Annotated in this window: 13 protein-coding genes; 5 read left to right on the top strand and 8 right to left on the bottom strand. The window is 72.9% G+C overall.

Annotated features, from left to right (window positions below; all coding sequences use genetic code 11):
* Nucleotides 1-96 precede the first annotated feature (96 nt).
* Nucleotides 97-2,658 carry an FtsK/SpoIIIE domain-containing protein gene (locus ACGF3C_RS06065; RefSeq protein WP_393219298.1) on the top strand — a complete coding sequence of 854 codons (2,562 nt, stop codon included), beginning with the start codon at nt 97-99 and terminating at the stop codon, nt 2,656-2,658.
* A 28-nt stretch (nt 2,659-2,686) separates the two neighbouring features.
* On the top strand, nt 2,687-3,406 hold the full coding sequence (locus tag ACGF3C_RS06060) for a hypothetical protein (protein ID WP_393219295.1): 720 nt from the start codon (nt 2,687-2,689) through the stop codon (nt 3,404-3,406).
* 101 nt (nt 3,407-3,507) lie between these two features.
* Here ACGF3C_RS06060 and folE read toward each other — a convergent pair whose 3' ends face one another.
* The 4 genes from folE to ACGF3C_RS06040 form a co-directional block, all read right to left on the bottom strand.
* Entirely contained in the window at nt 3,508-4,173 is a 666-nt protein-coding gene (gene folE, locus ACGF3C_RS06055; RefSeq protein ID WP_091403265.1) for a GTP cyclohydrolase I FolE, read from the bottom strand.
* 35 nt (nt 4,174-4,208) lie between these two features.
* Nucleotides 4,209-6,227: an ATP-dependent zinc metalloprotease FtsH gene (ftsH, locus tag ACGF3C_RS06050; protein WP_393219292.1), complete on the bottom strand. Its 2,019-nt coding sequence runs from the start codon at nt 6,225-6,227 to the stop codon at nt 4,209-4,211.
* Between the two features lie 528 nt (nt 6,228-6,755).
* Entirely contained in the window at nt 6,756-7,331 is a 576-nt protein-coding gene (gene hpt / locus ACGF3C_RS06045; RefSeq protein WP_091403272.1) for a hypoxanthine phosphoribosyltransferase, read from the bottom strand.
* 100 nt (nt 7,332-7,431) lie between these two features.
* On the bottom strand, nt 7,432-7,620 hold the full coding sequence (locus ACGF3C_RS06040) for a hypothetical protein (RefSeq protein WP_124860879.1): 189 nt from the start codon (nt 7,618-7,620) through the stop codon (nt 7,432-7,434).
* A 99-nt stretch (nt 7,621-7,719) separates the two neighbouring features.
* Between ACGF3C_RS06040 and ACGF3C_RS06035 the strand changes: the two genes are divergently transcribed.
* Nucleotides 7,720-8,682: a GlxA family transcriptional regulator gene (locus ACGF3C_RS06035; RefSeq protein WP_203121473.1), complete on the top strand. Its 963-nt coding sequence runs from the start codon at nt 7,720-7,722 to the stop codon at nt 8,680-8,682.
* A gap of 15 nt (nt 8,683-8,697) precedes the next feature.
* On the opposite strand, the gene tilS is transcribed toward ACGF3C_RS06035, so the two are convergent.
* The 3 genes from tilS to dacB form a co-directional block, all read right to left on the bottom strand.
* Complete coding sequence (tilS, locus tag ACGF3C_RS06030) at nt 8,698-9,690, bottom strand: tRNA lysidine(34) synthetase TilS (RefSeq protein WP_357229375.1); 993 nt, start codon at nt 9,688-9,690, stop codon at nt 8,698-8,700.
* Between the two features lie 10 nt (nt 9,691-9,700).
* Nucleotides 9,701-10,771: a zinc-dependent metalloprotease gene (locus tag ACGF3C_RS06025; RefSeq protein ID WP_091403614.1), complete on the bottom strand. Its 1,071-nt coding sequence runs from the start codon at nt 10,769-10,771 to the stop codon at nt 9,701-9,703.
* Between the two features lie 93 nt (nt 10,772-10,864).
* Nucleotides 10,865-12,361, bottom strand: coding sequence for a D-alanyl-D-alanine carboxypeptidase/D-alanyl-D-alanine-endopeptidase (gene dacB / locus ACGF3C_RS06020; RefSeq protein WP_393220717.1), 1,497 nt, complete (start codon nt 12,359-12,361; stop codon nt 10,865-10,867).
* A gap of 512 nt (nt 12,362-12,873) precedes the next feature.
* On the opposite strand from dacB, the gene ACGF3C_RS06015 reads away from it, so the two are divergent.
* Entirely contained in the window at nt 12,874-13,380 is a 507-nt protein-coding gene (locus tag ACGF3C_RS06015) for an inorganic diphosphatase (RefSeq protein ID WP_099849144.1), read from the top strand.
* Nucleotides 13,381-13,411: 31 nt separating this feature from the next.
* Here the strand turns inward: ACGF3C_RS06015 and eccD are convergent, their stop codons facing one another.
* Complete coding sequence (eccD, locus tag ACGF3C_RS06010; protein ID WP_393219285.1) at nt 13,412-14,815, bottom strand: type VII secretion integral membrane protein EccD; 1,404 nt, start codon at nt 14,813-14,815, stop codon at nt 13,412-13,414.
* A gap of 101 nt (nt 14,816-14,916) precedes the next feature.
* On the opposite strand from eccD, the gene eccCa reads away from it, so the two are divergent.
* Nucleotides 14,917-18,903, top strand: a complete 3,987-nt coding sequence (gene eccCa / locus ACGF3C_RS06005; RefSeq protein ID WP_393219282.1) for a type VII secretion protein EccCa — start codon at nt 14,917-14,919, stop codon at nt 18,901-18,903.
* Nucleotides 18,904-18,932 lie beyond the last annotated feature (29 nt).

Raw genomic sequence — 18,932 nt, 5'->3', positions numbered from 1 at the left:
AACACCGGCGCAGCGCCGAGGCACCTCCCGGAGGAGGGCCGTCGGCTGGGATACCGTCTCTGCTCGGGGAGGGGTTGCCAACCTCGGGTAGAGGGGGTGGACGCGGTGGCCGGTCCGAAGGCTCGCACGAACCGCGCCGCAGCCCTGCACCGTCGGGCGTCGGCCGTCGCGACCGCAGCTGCCGGGATCCTGGACGAGACGCGGCCGGCTCCTGCCGATCAGCGCCGCCAGTACGAGGTGGCCGAGCGGTTGCGGACGGCTGCGGCCGTGCTGGCACCGGGCTGGTCGGGCGCTGCACTGGACTCACTCACCGTGGACTCGCCGGCCGGTGATGGTCCGCCGCCGTTCGTTCGGGTCGGTACTGCGGCGCCGTTGGACGACGCTCGCTTCCCCGCGTTGGTGCCACTTGTCGGCACCGGTCACCTCAGCGTGGACGCTGACGCACGGGAGCCGCGGGTTGCGGGGTTGCTCCGGGCCGTACTTCTGCGGTTGTTGGGTGCGGCCCCGGCGGGTGCCCTGCTGATTCGCGCTGTGGATGCAACCGGGGCTGTGCTGACGCCGTTCGGGGCACTCGCTGATGCTGGCCTGTTGCCGCCACCGGCGGTGGACGTGGTGGGTCTGCGCGCGGTGCTGACCGAGGCCGAGCAGTGGGTGACGCCGGGGGCGAGTGGGCGCCGCCGCCACGATCGGACGCTGTTGCTGGTGGTGGCCGCGCTTCCGGAGTCGACAGGCCCGGCCGAGCTGGCGCGCATCGAGACGTTGGCCGAGCAGGGGCCGGCCGCTGGGTTGCACCTGGTGGTGGCGGGTTGGCCGCCCGCCGGCCCGTACTCGGCCCGGGCACCGCTGCCGCACACCACTGCGCTGGCGTTGCGGAATGCGTACGCGCTGCTCGGCGATCCGCCGGGGGCGTCGTTCGCCGGGCCGGGCGCTGATCCGCCGGGCGGTGTGAACTCGCCGGTCTTCGTCGAGTCGGACCCGCCGGCCGAGCTTGTCGACGCGGTTTGTCGGCGACTCGCCGAGCAGGTGGAGGCGGGTTCCCGCTTGGCGTTGGGTGCTCTGCTGCCGCCGACGGGCGAGCGACTGTGGGAATCGGACTCGGCCGACGGGCTGACCACGACCGTCGGCGATGCCGGGGGCCGGTCGGTGCCGTTGGGCTTCACCGAGTTGACCCCGCACTGGCTGGTGAGCGGCCGGTCTGCGGCGGGCCGGGCGGCGTTCCTGACCACCGCGTTGCTCGGCCTGGCCGCCCGGTACGGCCCGGACGACGTGGCGTTCTACCTGGCGGATCTCGGCGACGGCGAGTCCTTCGTGGAATTCCTGCAGACCGAGCGGGACCGGTCGTGGGTTCCGCAGGTGCGCGCGGCGGCGATGGCCGCCGACCGGGAGTACGTCCGGGATCTGCTGGACGAGTTGACGGCCGAGGTCCAGCGCCGCACGGAGGCGGGTGCGCGGGCCGGGGGGCAACGCTTCGCGGAGCTGCGTCAGCACCAGTCGCTGCCCCGGATCGTCTGTGTGGTGGACAATGTGCCGCTGCTCTTCGCCGAGCGGGACCGGCTGGCCGCCGAGGTGGCCGCCCAGTTGGACGGGCTGGCCCGGGCGGGTCGGGCGTACGGCGTGCATCTGGTCCTGGCGGGTGCTGGCGAGTTGGGGCTGAGTGCGCGCGCGGATGCTGGTCATCGGGATTCGGTGCTCGGGCAGTTCCCGGTGCGGGTGGCGCTGCCGGGTGGCAGTCCGGTGTTGGAGCCGACAAACGACTCGGCGGCCGGTCTGCCGGTGGGCAGCGCGGTGGTGAACACGGCCGGCGGGCTCGGCGGCCCACGGGGCGCGATCCGGGGTCACGAGCGGTTGATCCGTCACCCGGACCCGCAGGATCATCCGGAGGTCGTGGAGAAGCTGCGGCACGAGTTGTGGGAGGCCCGTCCGGCGGGGTCGGTGCCGCCGGTGGTTTTCGCGGGTTACGCCCGCCCGCTGCTGGGCAATGATCCGCGCCACCGGGCGGCCCTGGCGGGACAGGCTCACGGGCCGGCCGCCCTGTTGGGCCGGGCGGTGGACGTGGCGCGCTCGACGGTCGCCGTGCCGTTGGGGCCGGCGGCTGGGCGCAACCTCGCGGTGTTGGGGTCGGGCACCGCAGCGGGCGGGATGTTGGCGACGGCGGCGCGGAGCACGTCGGCTCACCACGCGCCGGGCAGTGCCCGCTTCCTGGTGGCGGCACCGGATCCCGGGGCCCGGGTCCTGGCGGAGGCGTTGACGGCCGATCTGGCGGCCCGACATGCGGCCGAGTTGGTGGATCTGCCGACGCTGCTCGCGGACGCGGCCCACGACCTGCCGACGTATCTGGTGGTCTTCGGGCTGGACCGGCCGGGTCCCCGGGAGCTGCCGCTGGACCGGCTGCGGTCGCTCCTACGGGACGGGCCGCCGGCGGGGCGGCATCTGCTGGGCTGGTGGCGTGCGGTGCCGCCGTTCGCCGCGTTGTTCGAGCCGGCGGGTGAGGTCGACAAGCTGGCGGCGGTGGCCGTGCTGGACGTGCCGGTCGCGCAGCTCACGGCGGTCTTCGGGCGTCCGGTCGAGTGGCAGGTGCGCCCCGACCGGGCGGTGCTCTGGGATGGCCCGGACGAGCGGGGCACGGTCCTGGTGCCGTTCGCCGACGTGGCCGGCTGATCTGGTGGCGCACGTGGAGGGTGTCGAGGTGGATTCGATCGCGACGGTGACCGGGCCGGGGCGGCAGCGGGCAGCTGCGGCGACCGGGGACGCCGCGCCGCGGGCGGTCGAGCCCGGGAATGCCTGGACGGAGTATCTTGCGGCCGCTCGCCAGCTGGACGGGGTACGCCGGGGTGCGGCTGCCGCCGCCGGTGAGCAGGCCCGGTCGGCGGAGGCCGCCCGGGAGGAGTTGACGGTGCTCCGTACCGGGCTGGCGAGTCAGCAGGAACGGTTGCGCGAGTTGGGCGTACCGGCGATCTCCCTGGTGCCGTCACCGCCGGAGCTGACCGAGGCGGCCCGGTCGATGGCGGGCGGCCCGGCGGCCGTGTTGGCGGCGCTGCGGACCGCGCGTGGCTGGGCCGAGGCGGCGGACGGGGCGCTGGCCGCGCGCCGCCGGTTCCGGCCGGGGTCCTGGCCCGCGAGGGCGCGCAACCTCCTGGTGTACGGGCCGTTCGCGCTGTTGGTGCCGCTGATCCAGGTCGTGGTTCTGGCGGCGACGGGGGTGGGACCGGCCAGCGTGGCGGCGTTGATCTGCGGGCTGCCGATGCCGGCGGTCGCGTTCGTCGCCGGTTGGATCGGCATTGGCAGGTTGTTCCGGGTCAGCCCCACCGAGCGGCTGGACCGTACGGTGCGTTTCGGTGCAATGGTGTGCCTGGTGCCGGCGGTGCTGGCCACGGCCGGCCTGCTGCTGGCCCTGCTCGCTGGCTGACGGACGGGACCCACTCGGCCGGGGCACGACCGGGCTGGTGCGGAGACGCGACGGCCGGCCGTCCCGGTTGGGGTGTCGGCCGGCCGTGGTGCGACGGGATCTCAGCGGGGGATGATCAACGCCATCGCCTCGGCCCGCGACTTGGAGTCCGACTGCAGGATGCCGCGTACGGCCGACGTGATGGTCTTGGCACCGGACTTCTGGATGCCGCGCATCGCCATGCACATGTGCTCGCATTCGAGCACGACGACGACGCCGCGGGGCGCGAGTTTGCTCATCAGCAGGTCGGCGACCTGTGAGGTGAGCCGTTCCTGCACCTGCGGACGACGGGCGAAGACCTCGACGAGTCGGGCCAACTTGGACAGGCCGGTGATCCGCCCGTCGGGGCCCGGGATGTAGCCGATGTGCGCGCTGCCCCGGAAGGGCAGCAGGTGGTGCTCACAGAGGCTCATCACGTCGATGTCCCGGACGATGACCAGCTCTTCGTGGTTGGCCTCGAAGGTGGTGCTGAGCACCTGGGCCGGGTCGACCCGCAGGCCGGCGAAGAGTTCGGCGTACGCACGGGCGACCCGGGCCGGGGTCTGCTGGAGCCCGTCGCGGTCCGGGTCCTCACCGACGGCGATCAGGATCTCGCGGACGGCCTTCTCGATCCGGCCGAGGTCGACAGCGTCCTCGACGGGCCGGCCGGTCAGTTTGCCGCTGATCAGCCGCGCGGCCACGTAGTCGAGCTCGTCGTCGCCGTCGGGTTCGGTCGCGGAGACGGCCAGCTCCCGGTGTGGGGAGCTGGCCGTCGGGTCGTTGCTCAGTGCGTGCCGTCCGAGTTGTTGGACGGCGCCACGCCCCCGACCGACGCCTGCGCGCCGTCGGCCTGGGCCTGCGCCTTGAGCTTGTCCTTCTCCGCAGGGGTGAGCACGGGCGGCTCGGTGGAGGGCTGACGCTTGCCGAAGCCGTTGTACGGCGCCAGCGGCGGGCGCTTGACCACCCGGGAGCAGATCCGCGCCATGTCGGCCGTGGAGAGGGTTTCCTTCTCCATCAGCTCGAGCACGATGTTGTCCAGGACGTCCCGGTATTCCACCAGGATCTCCCAGGCTTCGTCGTGCGCCAGCTCGACCAGTGCCCGCATCTCGCCGTCGATCTCGGCGGCCACCGAGTCCGAGTAGTCCCGCTCGTGGCCCATGTTGCGGCCGAGGAACGGCTCGTCCCCGCTGGTGCCGTACTTGATCGCGCCGAGCTTGGAGCTCATGCCGTACTGCGTGATCATCGCGCGGGCCAGTTGGGTGGCCTTCTCGATGTCGTTGCCGGCACCGGTGGTCGGCTCGTGGAAGACCAGTTCCTCGGCAGCGCGACCGCCCAGCGCGTACGCCAGGGTGTCGATCATTTCGGCGCGGGTCTGCGTGTACTTGTCTTCGGTGGGGAGCACCAGGGTGTGGCCCAGCGAGCGGCCACGGGACAGGATCGTCACCTTGTGCACCGGCGCGGCGTGCGGCAGCGCCCAGGCGACCAACGCGTGGCCACCCTCGTGGTACGCGGTGATCTTCTTTTCGTTGTCGCTCATCACCCGGGTCCGCCGCTGCGGACCGGCGACCACCCGGTCGATCGACTCTTCGAGCGAGTCGTTGGAGATCGCCCGCTGCTCCTTACGGGCGGTGAGCAGGGCCGACTCGTTGATCACGTTGGCCAGGTCGGCGCCGCTGAAGCCCGGCGTGCGACGGGCCACCGCGTCGAGGTCGACGTCGGGCGCGAACGGCTTGCCCTTGGCGTGCACCCGCAGGATGGCCTTGCGGCCCTCCATGTCGGGGGCGTCCACCGGGATCTGCCGGTCGAACCGGCCCGGGCGCAGCAGCGCCGGGTCGAGGATGTCCGGCCGGTTGGTGGCCGCGATCAGGATGACGCCGCCCTTGGTGTCGAAGCCGTCCATCTCGACGAGTAGCTGGTTGAGCGTCTGCTCCCGCTCGTCGTGGCCGCCGCCCATGCCGGCGCCACGGTGCCGGCCGACGGCGTCGATCTCGTCCACGAAGACGATCGCCGGGGCGTTCGTCTTGGCCTGCTCGAAGAGGTCACGGACCCGGCTGGCGCCGACGCCGACGAACATCTCCACGAAGTCGGAGCCGGAGATGGAGTAGAAGGGCACCCCGGCCTCGCCGGCGACCGCGCGGGCCAGCAGCGTCTTGCCGGTGCCGGGCGGGCCGAACAGCAGCACGCCCTTCGGGATCTTGGCGCCCAGGGCCTGGTACTTGGCCGGGTTCTGCAGGAAGTCCTTGATCTCGTACAGCTCTTCGACGGCTTCCTCGGAACCCGCGACGTCCGCGAAGGTCGTCTTCGGAGTGTCCTTGGTGATCATCTTCGCCTTGGACTTGCCGAAGTTGAGCACCCGGGAACCGCCGCCCTGCATCTGCGACATGAAGAACAGCAGCAGGAGCACGAGCAGCGCGATCGGCAGCAGGTTGACCAGCAGGCTCACCCAGATGCTGTCCGAGGAGACCTTGGCGTCGGCCGGGCCGGTGACCCGGTTGTTCGCCTTGGCGTCCAGCACCTCGTTCCAGATCTGGTCGCCAGCCTGGTACGGGAACTGGGCCTCGATCTTGTTGGTCTCGGTCTTGCCGAACTTGGTCTTCTGGGCCAGGTCCAGCTGGAGCGTCTGCTCCTTGTCCTGGAAGACCACCTTGTTGATCTTGGCGGTGTGCAGTTGATCGAGCGCAACGGAAGTGTCCACGCGGTGGTAGCTGGGACCACTGGTGAACAGCTGACTGAGCACAACGGCGCCGAGGATGACCAGGATGATCCAGACCACCGGTCGGCGGAAGAAACGCGTACGTTCCATACTGTTGTCGAGCGCCGGGGCGCCCGCATCCTCCTGATCGACGTCCTGACCGTCTGATGGTGTCGCCGCGTTGAGCGGCGGCCGGAGCCGCCGTGCGGGCCGACTCGACCCCGAGGCGCGAAAACTACCGCGCCGCGGTCATTCGACGGTACACCGTGTACGCGAGGAGTGAGCTTGCGAGCCCCGCAGTCGTGCACCATCAAAAGACCGTGTACGCCAGTAGCGAACCTGCGAGCCTCCGCACTTCACGCGCCTTCGACATCGACGACACGCACCGTGGGCAGGCCCACCAGCCCCGCAGCCAACGTACGGCGAGTCCGGGTGGAAGCCGGCGTGGCGGGGAGTCCGGCTCGGCCACCCGAGCGCCCGGTCACGCGATCGAGTGGGTCGAGCGCGGAGGAACCTCCGGGCCACCGTGCTACACGGTAACCGCATCAGCTGAGAGCGCGCTGAACGTCGGCTTGATGGATGCCGATAGAAGTCGGGCTCATGTCGACCGGCGGGCCGTCGCGACGGGACGGCCCGGCGTCAGGAGCGGGCGTAGACCTCGGGCTTGAGCACCCCGACGTACGGCAGCTCCCGGTAGCGCTCAGCGAAGTCGAGGCCGTACCCGACCACGAACTCGGTGGGGATGTCGAAGCCGACGTACTTCACCGGAACCGGCACCTTCACCGCGTCCGGCTTGCGGAACAGGGCGACCACCTCGACGCTCGCCGCCGAGCGCGACTCGAGGTAGCGCAGCAGCCAGGAGAGCGTGAGCCCGGAGTCGACGATGTCCTCGACGACGATCACGTGCCGACCGGCGATGTCCCGGTCCAGATCCTTGAGGATGCGGACCACCCCGGAGGAGGTGGTGCCCTGGCCGTAGGACGAGATGGCCATGAAGTCGAGCTCCGCCGGCGGGCCGTTGCGGCCCAGCGCCCGGGCGAAGTCCGCCATGAACATCACCGCGCCCTTGAGTACGCACACCAGCAGCAGCCCGTCGCCCACGTGGGAGTAGTCGGCGGAGACCTGCTTGGCCAGCTCCGCCGTCTTCTCGCGGATCTGCGCCTCGGAGATGATCACGTGGTCGATGTCGGCGTCGTACCAGGAGCCGTCAGCCATGACTCCTAGCCTGCCGTACGTCGGATGGCCTCCGTCGGCGGGGCCGCACCTTTTGGCGCGGTCCCGCCGAGGATTTTCTGCGCAAACAACGCTAATCACATCAGTTGGTGCGTGACCGCCAGCGGCGGCCATCGTCGCTCGGCTTCCAGTCGGCCGAATCGTGGCTGTCGACGGTGAGGCCGGCCGCCGAGGCGGCGGCGAGGAGGACGAGGAACAGGAGGATGAACAGGAACTCCATGGCGGCGCTCGCTTTCGCATGATTGCTGTCGGTTTCGCCGCCGGTGCGCACCGGACTGAGACAAGTCTGCGACCTCGCGAAGCGATCGGACAGTGGCAGGAATGCCAGTGGTCATCGATTTACTGCCACCTGTCGGGTTACCCTCGTCACATGCTGCGGTCCGTTGCCGTCCTCGCCCTCGACCAGGTCGCTCCCTTCGAGCTCGGCGTGCTCGCCGAGGTGTTCGGCACCGACCGGACAGCCGACGGTTTCCCCGCCTACCGCTTTCAGGTGTGCAGCCCGGACGGCGCTCCAGTGCGTACCTCGTCCGGCTTCCACCTCACCCCGCACGCCGACCTCGGCCCGGTCGACGAGGCCGACCTGGTGGCCATCCCCGCGCACAGCCAGGGCACCACGGTCCCCGGCCCGGTGCTCGACGCGCTCCGCCGGGCCGACGCCCGCGGAGCGCACCTGTTCAGCGTCTGCTCCGGAGCCTTCCTGCTCGGCGAGGCCGGGCTGCTCGACGACCGCGAGTGCACTACCCACTGGCGGTACGTGGACGAGCTGCAACGCCGGCACCCGCGCGCCCGGGTGCGGTGCAACTCGCTCTACGTCCAGGACGGTCGGTTGCTCACCAGCGCAGGCACGGCGGCCGGCATCGACGCGTGCCTGCACCTGATCCGCCAGGAGCACGGCTCGGCCACCGCGACCCGGCTGGCCCGGCGGATGGTGGTCCCGCCGCACCGCGACGGCGGTCAATCCCAGTACGTCGAGGCGCCCATCCCGAAGGCACCCGAGGCACCCACCCTCGAACCGGTGCTGGAGTGGCTGATGGGCCACCTGGACCGGACGATCACCGTGGAGGAGTTGGCCGCCCGCGCCGGCATGGCGCCCCGCACGTTCGCCCGCCGGTTCCGCGCCGAGACCGGCACCACCCCGCACGACTGGCTCACCAACCAGCGGGTGCTGCTCGCCCGGCGGCTGCTGGAGGAGACCCCGTTGAGCGTGGAGGCGGTCGCCGACCAGTCCGGCTTCGGCGACGCGGCCGCGTTGCGCCACCACTTCAGTCGCCGGGTCGGTGCCACCCCACACAGTTACCGGACCACCTTCCGGGACCGGGCACACAGCGGCTGAGACCGGCCGGTCAGGTCAGGCGGGGCGCACCGATGCCAGCCGGCCGTCGCGGCGGAGCACGCGTACACCGCCGGGCAGGTCGGTCGGGCCCTGACCGCGCCAATCGGTCACCAGGGCGTCCAGAGCGGCCACGTGCCGGTGCGACAGGGCACCGGGCAGCGCGCCCAACTCGCGGGCCCAGGAGTGCAGCACCCGGCCGCGTACGGCGGGAACCAGGCCGAGCAGCGCCGGTACGGACAGCCCTCCGTCGGGGCACCGGGCCGCCGCCAGAGCCGTCCCCGCCAGCTCGTCGAGCGCGGCGTTGTCGGCGGCCACCAGCCGGGCGGTACGCGCCAGGTTGTCCACCACACCTGGCCCGAGCGCCCGCACCAGCGCCGGCAGCAGGTCGCCCCGCACCCTCGACCGGGCGTACGACGGGTCGCTGTTGTGCGGGTCCTGCCACGGGCTCAGCCCGAGGACGGCGCAGGCGGCGCGGGTCTGGTCCCGACCGATCTCCAGCAGCGGACGCAGCAGTGGCACCCCGCCCAGGTCGCGGCGGGCGGGCATTCCGGCCAGCCCGCGTGGGCCGGCGCCCCGGGCGAGCGCGAGCAGCACCGTCTCCGCCTGGTCGTCGCGGGTGTGCCCGGTGAGCACCGCGACGGCGTTCTGTTGCCGGGCCGCCTCGGTCAGCGCCTGGTAGCGGGCCTCGCGGGCGGCCGCCTCCGGCCCGCCGGGACGCCCGGCCACCTCCACCCGGACCACAGTCGTCGACACGAACCCGACCCCTCGCCCCCAGGTGGCGACCGCCTCGGCGCGCTCCGCGGAGCCATCCTGCAAACCGTGGTCGACGGTGACGAGCCCCGCGGCGCGGCCCAGCCGTGGCGCCACGAAGGCGGTGGCCGCCGCGAGCGCGAGCGAGTCGGCACCACCGGAGCAGGCGACCAGCACCGGCCCGCCGGACGGCAGACCGGTGAGGGCGCGGCGGACCGCCACCCGGATCGCGGCCACCGGCGGAGCGAGCGCGGCCACCGGCGGGTGGTCAGCCAGCGGCCGGGATGGTGCCGGCCGGGCCGTGCACCCGGGCGACCCAGGCGTCCGGGTCACCCAACTCCGACAGCCGAGGCAGGGTCAGCGGCGAGTTGAAGATCGAGTTGAAGCCGTCCATGCCGACGCGTTCCACCACCCCGTGCACGAACTTGCGCCCCTCGGCGTACTGGCGCATCTTGACGTCCACGCCGAGCAGCCGGCGGATCGCCTTCTCCAGCGGGTTGCCCGCCTCCCGGCGTCGGTTGAACGACGCCCGGATCCGCTCCACGCTCGGGATCACCTGCGGGCCGACGCCGTCCATCACGAACTCGGCGTGCCCCTCCAGCAGGGTCATCAACGCGGTGAGCCGGTCCAGTACGGCCCGCTGCGCCGGGGTCTGCACGATGTCCAGCACGCTGGTGCGGCTCTCCGGATCACGGACCGCGTCGGACAGTGTGGCCACCCCGCGCCGCAGCCGCTCGACCAGGTGCTCGCTTCCGCTGGACGAGGCGTCGACGAACGCCTGCACCTCGCTGAGGAAGTAGGCCCGCATCCACGGCACGGCCGTGAACTGGGTGCGGTGGGTGACCTCGTGCAGACACACCCAGAGCCGGAAGTCCCGAGGGTCGGCGCCGAGCTTGCGCTCCACCTCGACGATGTTCGGCGCGACCAGCAGCAGCTGGCCCGGGTCGGCCGAGAAGACCTCGTACTGGCCGAGCACCCGGCCGGAGAGGTAGGCCAGCACCGTCCCGGCCTGCACCCCGGTGAGCCGGGAACCGATCGCCTCGGTCAACGCGCCCGGTTGCTTGTCGCCGGAGAGCCGACTCACCAGCGGTGTGATCACCTCGCGGAGCCCGGCGATGTTGGTCGCGGCCCAGTCGCGGCGGTCGACCACCCGGACCGGCGGATGCGACACCTGCGCCCGCAACCCCGTGTAGTCGGCCACGTGCCCGGCCGCCTCGTCGGTCAGCCGACGCAGGTCGCCGACCACGTCGGTGGCTTCCGCGTACGACACGCGGGGGCCAGACTTGCTCAACGCCCCCGCGGTGGCGGCGGCCAGATCCCAGTCCACGAACTGCGCCATGAACCCACCGTACCCGCGCCGCGACACCCCGGCCCGGGCTCGCGCCCTCGATCGACGCCGATGGCGACCGCGTTGCCCTTGAACCGGCGACGGTCAGCCGCAGCCGCAGCCCGCCAGCGCGGCGGCGATCCGGTCCAGTGCCGGCTGGGCGGTGTCCCGGTCCCCCGGCACCTTGTCGGTGAGCACCGCGAAGGTCAACAGCCGACCGTCGGCGGTGGTGACCAGGCCCGCGACGGAGTGCACGCCGGTCAGGGTGCCGGTCTTGGCCCGGACGCTGCCCGCGCCCGCGGCGGTGCCGGCGGCGGTGCGGTAGCGCTCGTTCAGGGTCCCGGACCAACCGCCCACCGGCAGACCACCGAAGACGCCGGCCAGGTCCGGATGGTCCGGACTGGCGGCCAGGCGGATCAGATCGGTCAGCAGCGACGGGCTGATCCGGTTGAGCCGGGACAGGCCGCTGCCGTCGGAGACGCTGATCTCATCGGCAGGCAGGCCCAGCTCCGCCACCTCGGCGTCCATGGCGGCGGCGCCGCCGTCGAACGAGGCGGGTTGACCGCGGGCCAACGCGACCTGCCGGGCGAGCGCCTCGGCCACCAGGTTGTCACTCTCGCTGATCATGACGTCGACCAGCCTGATCAGCGGCGGGGACTGCACCACGCCCAGTTCGGTGCCCGGTGCCGGGCTGGCACCGGCCGCCGCCTGGGGCGGGGCCGCGCCCCGCTTCACGGAGTCGGTCGGCACCCCGAGCAACCGGGCGAACGCCTTGCCGGCGGCCAGGTCCGGCTCGGCGAACCGCGGGGCGGACCCGTGCTCGACGCCCGGATCGGTACGCGCACCGTCGGTCATCAGCGCGGTCACCGCGCCCCCCGAACCGCCGGTGGGGATGTCGTCGTCCCAGCCGGGGCCGTAGACCGGACCGGAGTAGACCGAACCGTCGACCGTGACACTGGTCGGGGGCGTGCCGCCGAGCGCGGTACGCACCTGGGCAGCCAGATCGTCGAGGCGCGCCGCTCCCGGGTAGTAGCCCTTCTTGTTGATCGCGAGGGTCGGGTCACCACCCCCGATGATCACCACCTCGCCGGCCTTCGCGCCGGCCACGGCACGGGTGGGAATCCGATAGCCCGGCCCCCGGGCCGCCAGCACCGTCACCGCGGTCGCCAGCTTCGTCACCGAGGCGGGCACTGTGCCGTCGTCCGCCCCCTTGGCGAACAACGTCTGACCGGTGATCACGTCGGCGACCGAGACGTTCACCCGGTCACCCAGGGCGGCGACGCCGACCAGTGGATCGAGCACTGCCCGAACCCCGTCCGGGGTGGGCACCGGGGCGTTCGAATCCGGGCCGCCCAGCACGTCCGACGGGGCGGGTTCCGGAGTCACTCCGACCGCGTTCGGCCCGGACCCGGCGTCGTCGCCCAGCCACCCGGCGACCGGGCCGGGACGGGTGATCACGACTCCGACGCTGGCGAGCACCAGCAGGAGCACGGCGGCCAGCACCACCGGCAGCCGCCTCCGGCGGCGCGGCGCGGCGGGTCCGGGCGCCGACGCTGGCGCGGCGTCGGCGGGTGCCGGCAACGCGGAGATCGGCGGCCCCACCGGGGGGACCTCACCCGGGTCGGGGGCGGTCGGCCCGGGACCGAACGACGGGCTGACCGGCGCAGGGCTCACCGGGACCGTGGCACTGCCGCGTGGCGGGCCGCTCACCGGTTGGTCACCACCGGCTACCGGGAACCGACCCGCGTTCGGGGCGGGCGATGCCGGCCCCACCGGTGGGCGCCAGGGCAGCGGCGGGGGCCGCTCGGGCACCGTCTCCGGTGCCGGGGTCGTTACTTCGGGAGCCCGTGGGAGGTGCGCCTCCGGCACCGGGACCCGCCCCTTGGCACTGCCGGAGCCGGATCGTCCGGTACCGTGCGCGGAGCCCCCATCCGGGCGGTAGTGTGAATCTTCCCTCCCCACGACCCCCTCCTCCCCCAGCGAAAATCGGCTTGGGTGACACTACTTCGGTCCGAAGACTATGCGGCGGCCGGAGTCGGCGGGTGGGCATTCACCTGTCCGGAGGGCCGCCAGTGGTTCCGTTAGCCAGCGTGGGCAGACGAGGGAGCGTGCAGATGGATTTCGACGTGACGGTTGAGATCCCCAAAGGTCACCGGAACAAGTACGAGGTGGACCACAAGACCGGCCGGATCCGGTTGGACCGCACCCTCTTCACCTCCACCCAGTACCCGGCCGACTACGGGTTCATCGAGGGCACCCTGGGCGAGGACGGCGACCCGCTGGACGCCCTCGTGCTGGTCCCCGAGCCGACCTTCCCGGGCTGTCTGATCCGCTGCCGCACCATCGGCATGTTCCGGATGACCGACGAGAAGGGCGGGGACGACAAGGTCCTCTGCGTGCCCTACGAGGACCCTCGCCAGGAGCACCTGCGCGACATCCACCACCTGGGCGAGTTCGACCGCCTGGAGATCCAGCACTTCTTCGAGGTTTACAAGGACCTGGAGCCCGGCAAGTCGGTGGAGGGCGCGACCTGGGTCGGCCGCACCGAGGCCGAGGCCGAGATCCACGCCTCCTACAAGCGGGCCCGCGACGCCGAGGCGCGCGGCGAATCCATGCACTGACGACCGCTGACGCACAGGGCCCGAGGGTCGCTCAACCGAGCAACCCTCGGGCCCTGTCGTACAGGTCGAGCACCGCGCAGGCGATCGGCACCACGGCGACCACCAGGGCCGTGTCGGTGAGGTCCGCGACCCTCCCGAGGTACGGCGAGACCGGCCGGCGGGCGTACCCGGTGCCGCTGGCGACCGCCACCAGGGCCAGCGCCGCCCCGCCCAGAACCAGCACCAGTCGCCCTGTCTCGTCGGCCCGACCGACCAGCACGGCACCGAGCGCCGCGTAGCCGGCCAGCCCGGCGAGCACCGTCGGCACCCGGTGTCGCAGCGCCACGAACAGCCGCGACCGCAGCAGCAGCACAGCCGAGGTGACCGCCACCAGCACCCGGCCCGCCGTGCCACCGGCGACCACGAGGACGACCGCTGTGGCCACCACCAGCAACGCGTGGCCGATCAGCATCCCGGTGAGCATCTCCTCGGTGCGGATCACCGCCGCGAGCACCCGGCCCCGGTCCGGCAGATCCCGGACCCGCTCCGGCTCCTCAGCGGGGGCGGCGGCCGGCAGGGTGATCGGCGGCAGCGGCAGCTTGCCCAGCCGGATGGCCAGCAGCGGGATGACGCCGACGGCGAAGACCAGTGCGCTGAGCAGCACCGCCGCCGTACCGGCAGTGGTCGTCAGCAGCCCACCGAGCGCGGCCCCCGCGCCGATCAGGCCGACAGTGACGCCGGCCACGAAGACCCGCAGCCGACTGGCCACTCCGAGGAGACCGATCAACGCCACCAGCAGCAGCGCGACCGAGCCGGCCAACAGTTCGGGAGCGCCCACCCAGCGGGCCGGCCCGATCGGCCCGACCGGATCACCGGAGCCGACGGCCAGGGCACCGGCCGTGAACGCGTAGGGCAGCGCGTAGCCGCCGAGCGTCGCCCCGGCGGTGCCGTCGCCGTTGGCGCGGGAGGCCACCGTGCCGGCCACAGTGAGCACCAGCGCCACCGCGGCGGCCGCCAGCCAGCCGGCCCGGTGCGTCGGACCGCCGGCGACCAGCGCGAGCAGTCCGACCGCGAGCGGTACGGCGGCACCCGCCAGACCGGCTGCCCGGGTGGCGGTCGGCGACCAGGCGCCGCCGCGGCGGCGAGCACCGTCGGCGATGGCCTCGATGACGTCGTCGTACTCCAACTCGGGCCAGTGCGCGCGGGCCGGCACGAGGTGCAGCACCTCACCGTCGCGGACCCCCTGCGGCAGCAGCGCCTGTGCGGTCACCAGCAGCGCCCCGTCGGTGCGGCGGAGGACCCAACCGCCGTGCTGCTCGCCGTCGTCGGCGAGCCCGACACCGGCGTGCCGGAGCACGTCGGGCAGCAGCTCAGCCAGGGGCACCTGCTCCGGCAGGGCGACGTCCACCCGTCGTTGCGGCGCGCTGATGGTGACGCGTGCCAGCCCGGTAGTCATCGACTGGTCTCCATATCGACTGGGATCGGAGGCTGCGCGGACGACAGGACTTTACCTACCATGAGCCAGGCTCGGGTTACCCAGCGCTGTCAGGAGGCCGAGTGTCCACCGTCGTCATCAAGCGCCCACCGCGCCGACCAGCGCCGGAGATCCCCGCCGGTGAGCTGTCGGTCGACGCGCCACCGGAGATCCCCGTGGTGACCGGCGGGCGGTGGCAGCAACTGCTCATGCTGCTGCCCATGCTCGGCGGCACTGTGGCGATGGCGATGATGTTCGGCCGGGGCGGCGGCGCCTACTCGTACGTGGTGGGCGGCATGTTCGGGCTCTCCTCGTTGGCGATGCTGGTGACGTCCTGGGGCAGCGCCTCCGGCACCCCGAAGAAGTCCGAGATGATGGCCGCCCGCAGGGAGTACCTGCGCCACCTGGCCACACTGCGGCGGCGGGTACGGCGCACCGCGGGCCAGCAACGGGCCGGGCTCTACTACCGGCACCCGGATCCGGGCCGGCTCTGGTCGACGGTGGACAGCCACCGGGTCTGGGAACGACGCCCCGCCGACCCCGATTTCGCCGTGGTGCGGGTCGCCGTCGGGCCGCAGACCCTGGCCACCCCACTGGTCCCACCGGTCACCCGACCGCTGGAGGAGCTCGAGCCGATGACCGCCGGCGCGCTGCGCCGCTTCCTGGACGCGTACTCAGTGGTGCCGGACCTGCCGGTGGCGCTGTCGCTGCGCAGCTTCGCCCGGGTGCACGTGCGTTCCGCCGCCCGTGGCCGGGCCGCGACCACCCCGACCACCGGCGGGCCACCCACCGGCGACCCGGCGGCGCAGGCGCTGGTCCGGGCCGTGCTGACCCAGTTGGCCGTCTTCCACGCCCCCGACGAGCTGCTCGTCGCGGTCTGTGCCGGGCCGGAGCGCCGCGCCTGCTGGGAGTGGGTGAAGTGGCTTCCGCACGCCCACCATCCCGGCCGCGCCGACGCGCTCGGCCCGGTACGCCTGGTCACCAGCTCGGCCGCCGAATTGGAGTCGCTGCTGGCCGACGTGCTGGCCACCCGGTCCCGGTTCAGCCCGGCCGGCCCGGCCACCGACGGCCAGCACGTGGTGGTGGTCCTCGACGGCGGCGACCTGACCGGTGCCAGTGACCTGACCGGCGACGGCGGCATCGACGCGGTCACAGTGCTGGACCTGGACACCCCGCCGCCCCGACTGCTGGACCGGTACGCGCTGCTGCTGGAGTTGCACGGCCGGCGGCTGCACTCGCGGTCGTCCGACGGGCACGCCGAGGTGGGCACCGCCGACCAGTTGGACCTGGCCGACGCCGAGGCGGTCGCCCGACGGTTGGCACCGCTACGGCTCGCCGGCGCGGCCCGCGGGCCGGACTCCCCACTCCAGGCCGACCTGGGCCTCCCCGAGCTGCTCGGCCTCGGTGACCCGGAGAGCTTCAGCGCGGAACAGGGCTGGTTGCCGCGCTCGGCACGGGACCGGTTGCGGGTGCCGATCGGTGTGGGCGCGGACGGCGGCGCCATCGAGCTGGACCTCAAGGAGTCCGCCCAGGACGGCATGGGCCCGCACGGCCTGCTCATCGGGGCGACCGGCTCCGGCAAGTCCGAGCTGCTCCGCACGCTGGTGCTGGGGCTCGCCGCCACGCACAGCTCCGAGCAGCTCAACTTCGTGCTCGTCGACTTCAAGGGTGGCGCCACCTTCACCTCGTTCGACCGGCTGCCGCACACCGCGGCCGTGATCACCAACCTGGCCGACGCGTTGCCCCTTGTCGATCGCATGGTGGACGCGATCAACGGGGAGTTGGTCCGCCGCCAGGAGCTGCTGCGGAGGGCCGGCAACTTCGCCAGCGTGCGCGACTACGAGCGGGCCCGGGCGGCCGGCAGTCCCCTCGCCCCGCTGCCGTCGTTGCTGCTGATCTGCGACGAATTCTCGGAGCTGCTCTCCGCCAAGCCCGACTTCATCGACCTCTTCGTGCAGATCGGCCGGCTGGGTCGGTCGCTCGGCGTGCACCTGCTGCTCGCCAGCCAGCGCCTGGAGGAGGGCCGGCTCCGTGGGTTGGACACCCACCTCTCCTACCGGATCGGGTTGCGCACCTTCTCGGCGCTGGAGTCCCGGACGGTGCTCGGCGTGGCGGACGCGCACGAGCTGCCCCGCTCACCGGGCCACGGCTACCTGCGTGCCGGCACCGACCCGCTGGCCCGCTTCAAGGCCGCGTACGTCTCCGGTGCCGTCCGCCGTCGGGCCGCGCCGGGCGGCGTCGCCACCGAGGGAGGCGCGCGGCTGCTCACCTTCACCACCCACGTCGTACCGGTACCCGAGCCGGCGACCCCGGCCCTGCCCGTCGTGGCGGAGGAGGAGGGCACCAGGACGCTGCTCGACCTGCTGGTGGACCGGCTCGTCGGGCAGGGCCCGCCGGCGCACCAGGTCTGGCTTCCGCCGCTCGGCCAGCCGCCCGCCCTGGATGAGCTGCTCGGTCCGGTGGAGGTGCACCCGAAACGCGGGCTGACAGTGGGCAACCCTGAGCTGCACGGGGCACTCGGTGTGCCGATGGCGGTGGTGGACAAACCATTGGAGCAGCGCCGGGACCTGCTCTGGCTGGCGCTGGACGGCGCTGCCGGCCACGTCGCGGTGGTCGGCGCGCCGCAGAGCGGCAAGTCCACCGCCCTGCGCACGCTGATCTGCGCGCTGGCGCTCACCCACACACCGGCCGAGGTGCAGGTCTACTGTCTCGACTTCGGCGGCGGCGGGTTGGCCGCGCTGCGCGACCTTCCGCACGTCGGCGGGGTGACCGGCCGCGCCGACCCGACCGCCGTACGACGCACCGTCGGCGAGATGACCACCCTGCTGGTCGACCGGGAACGCCGCTTCGCCGAGCTGGGCGTGGAGTCGATGGCCGCGTACCGGCAGCGTCGAGCGGCAGCGGGGACGGTGGGCCAGCCGGGCACCGACCCGTACGGCGACGTGTTCCTGGTGATCGACGGGTGGACCACCATCCGCGGCGAGTACGACGACCTGGAGCCACTCGTCACCGACCTGGCCACCCGGGGCCTGTCGTACGGGCTGCACGTGGTCGCCACCGGGCTGCGCTGGCTGGATTTCCGCCCGGCGATCCGGGACCTGTTCGGCTCCCGGCTGGAGCTGCGCCTCGGTGACCCGGCCGACTCGTTGGTGGCCCGGCGTGCGGCCGCCAACGTGCCGGAGCGCTCCGGCCGAGGGGTGACCGCTGAGGGCCTGCACTTCCTCACCGCGCTGCCGCAGCTCGGTACCGCCGGCGGAGACACCGCCGACCTGGTCAAGAGGGCCGCCGACGGGTGGGCGGGTGCTCGGGCGCCCCGGGTGCGGCTGCTCCCGCCGGTGCTGCCGTACGCCGATCTGGACCTCACCTCGACGACCGGGCTGCGGTTGCCGATCGGGATCGCGGAGGCGGACCTGCGCCCGGTGTCGATCGACTTCGCCACCGAGCCGCACTTCGTGGTCTTCGGGGATTCGGAGTGCGGCAAGTCGTCGTTCCTGCGCGCGCTGGCCACGTCGATCATCACCCGGTTCACTCCCGAGCAGGCCCGGGTGATCCTCGTCGACTACCGGCGCAGCCTGCTCGGTGCCATCGAGACGCCACACCTGATCGGGTACGGCACCGCGGCGGCTCACACCGCCGACCTGGTCGAGTCGGCCGCCGGGTACCTGGAGCGGCGGGCTCCCGGGCCGGAGGTCACCCCGCAGCAGTTGCGGGACCGGTCCTGGTGGTCCGGGCCGGAGCTGTTCGTGCTGGTGGACGACTACGACCTGGTGGCGGCGGGGCCGGCGAACCCGTTACGCGCACTGGAGGAGCATCTGCCGCACGCCCGGGACATCGGGCTGCACCTGGTGCTGGCCCGCCGGTCCGGTGGGGCGAGCCGGGCCCAGTACGAGCCGATCGTGCAGCGCCTGCGGGAGCTGTCCACGGCCGGCCTGGTGATGGCGGGCAGCCCCGAGGAGGGCGCACTCGTCGGGTCGGTGCGACCCGGACCGCTGCCGCCGGGGCGTGGTCGGCTGGTCACCCGACGGGAGGGCGTACGCCTTGTTCAGCTGGCACAACTGCCGCCGCAATGACCTGACTCGCCGGTTCTTCCCGTGACGGG

The organism is Micromonospora sp. NPDC047762, from assembly GCF_043204655.1.
Lineage (GTDB): Bacteria > Actinomycetota > Actinomycetes > Mycobacteriales > Micromonosporaceae > Micromonospora.
Note: the sequence above shows the minus strand (reverse complement) of the source record. Positions and strands in the feature narration are given on the sequence as shown.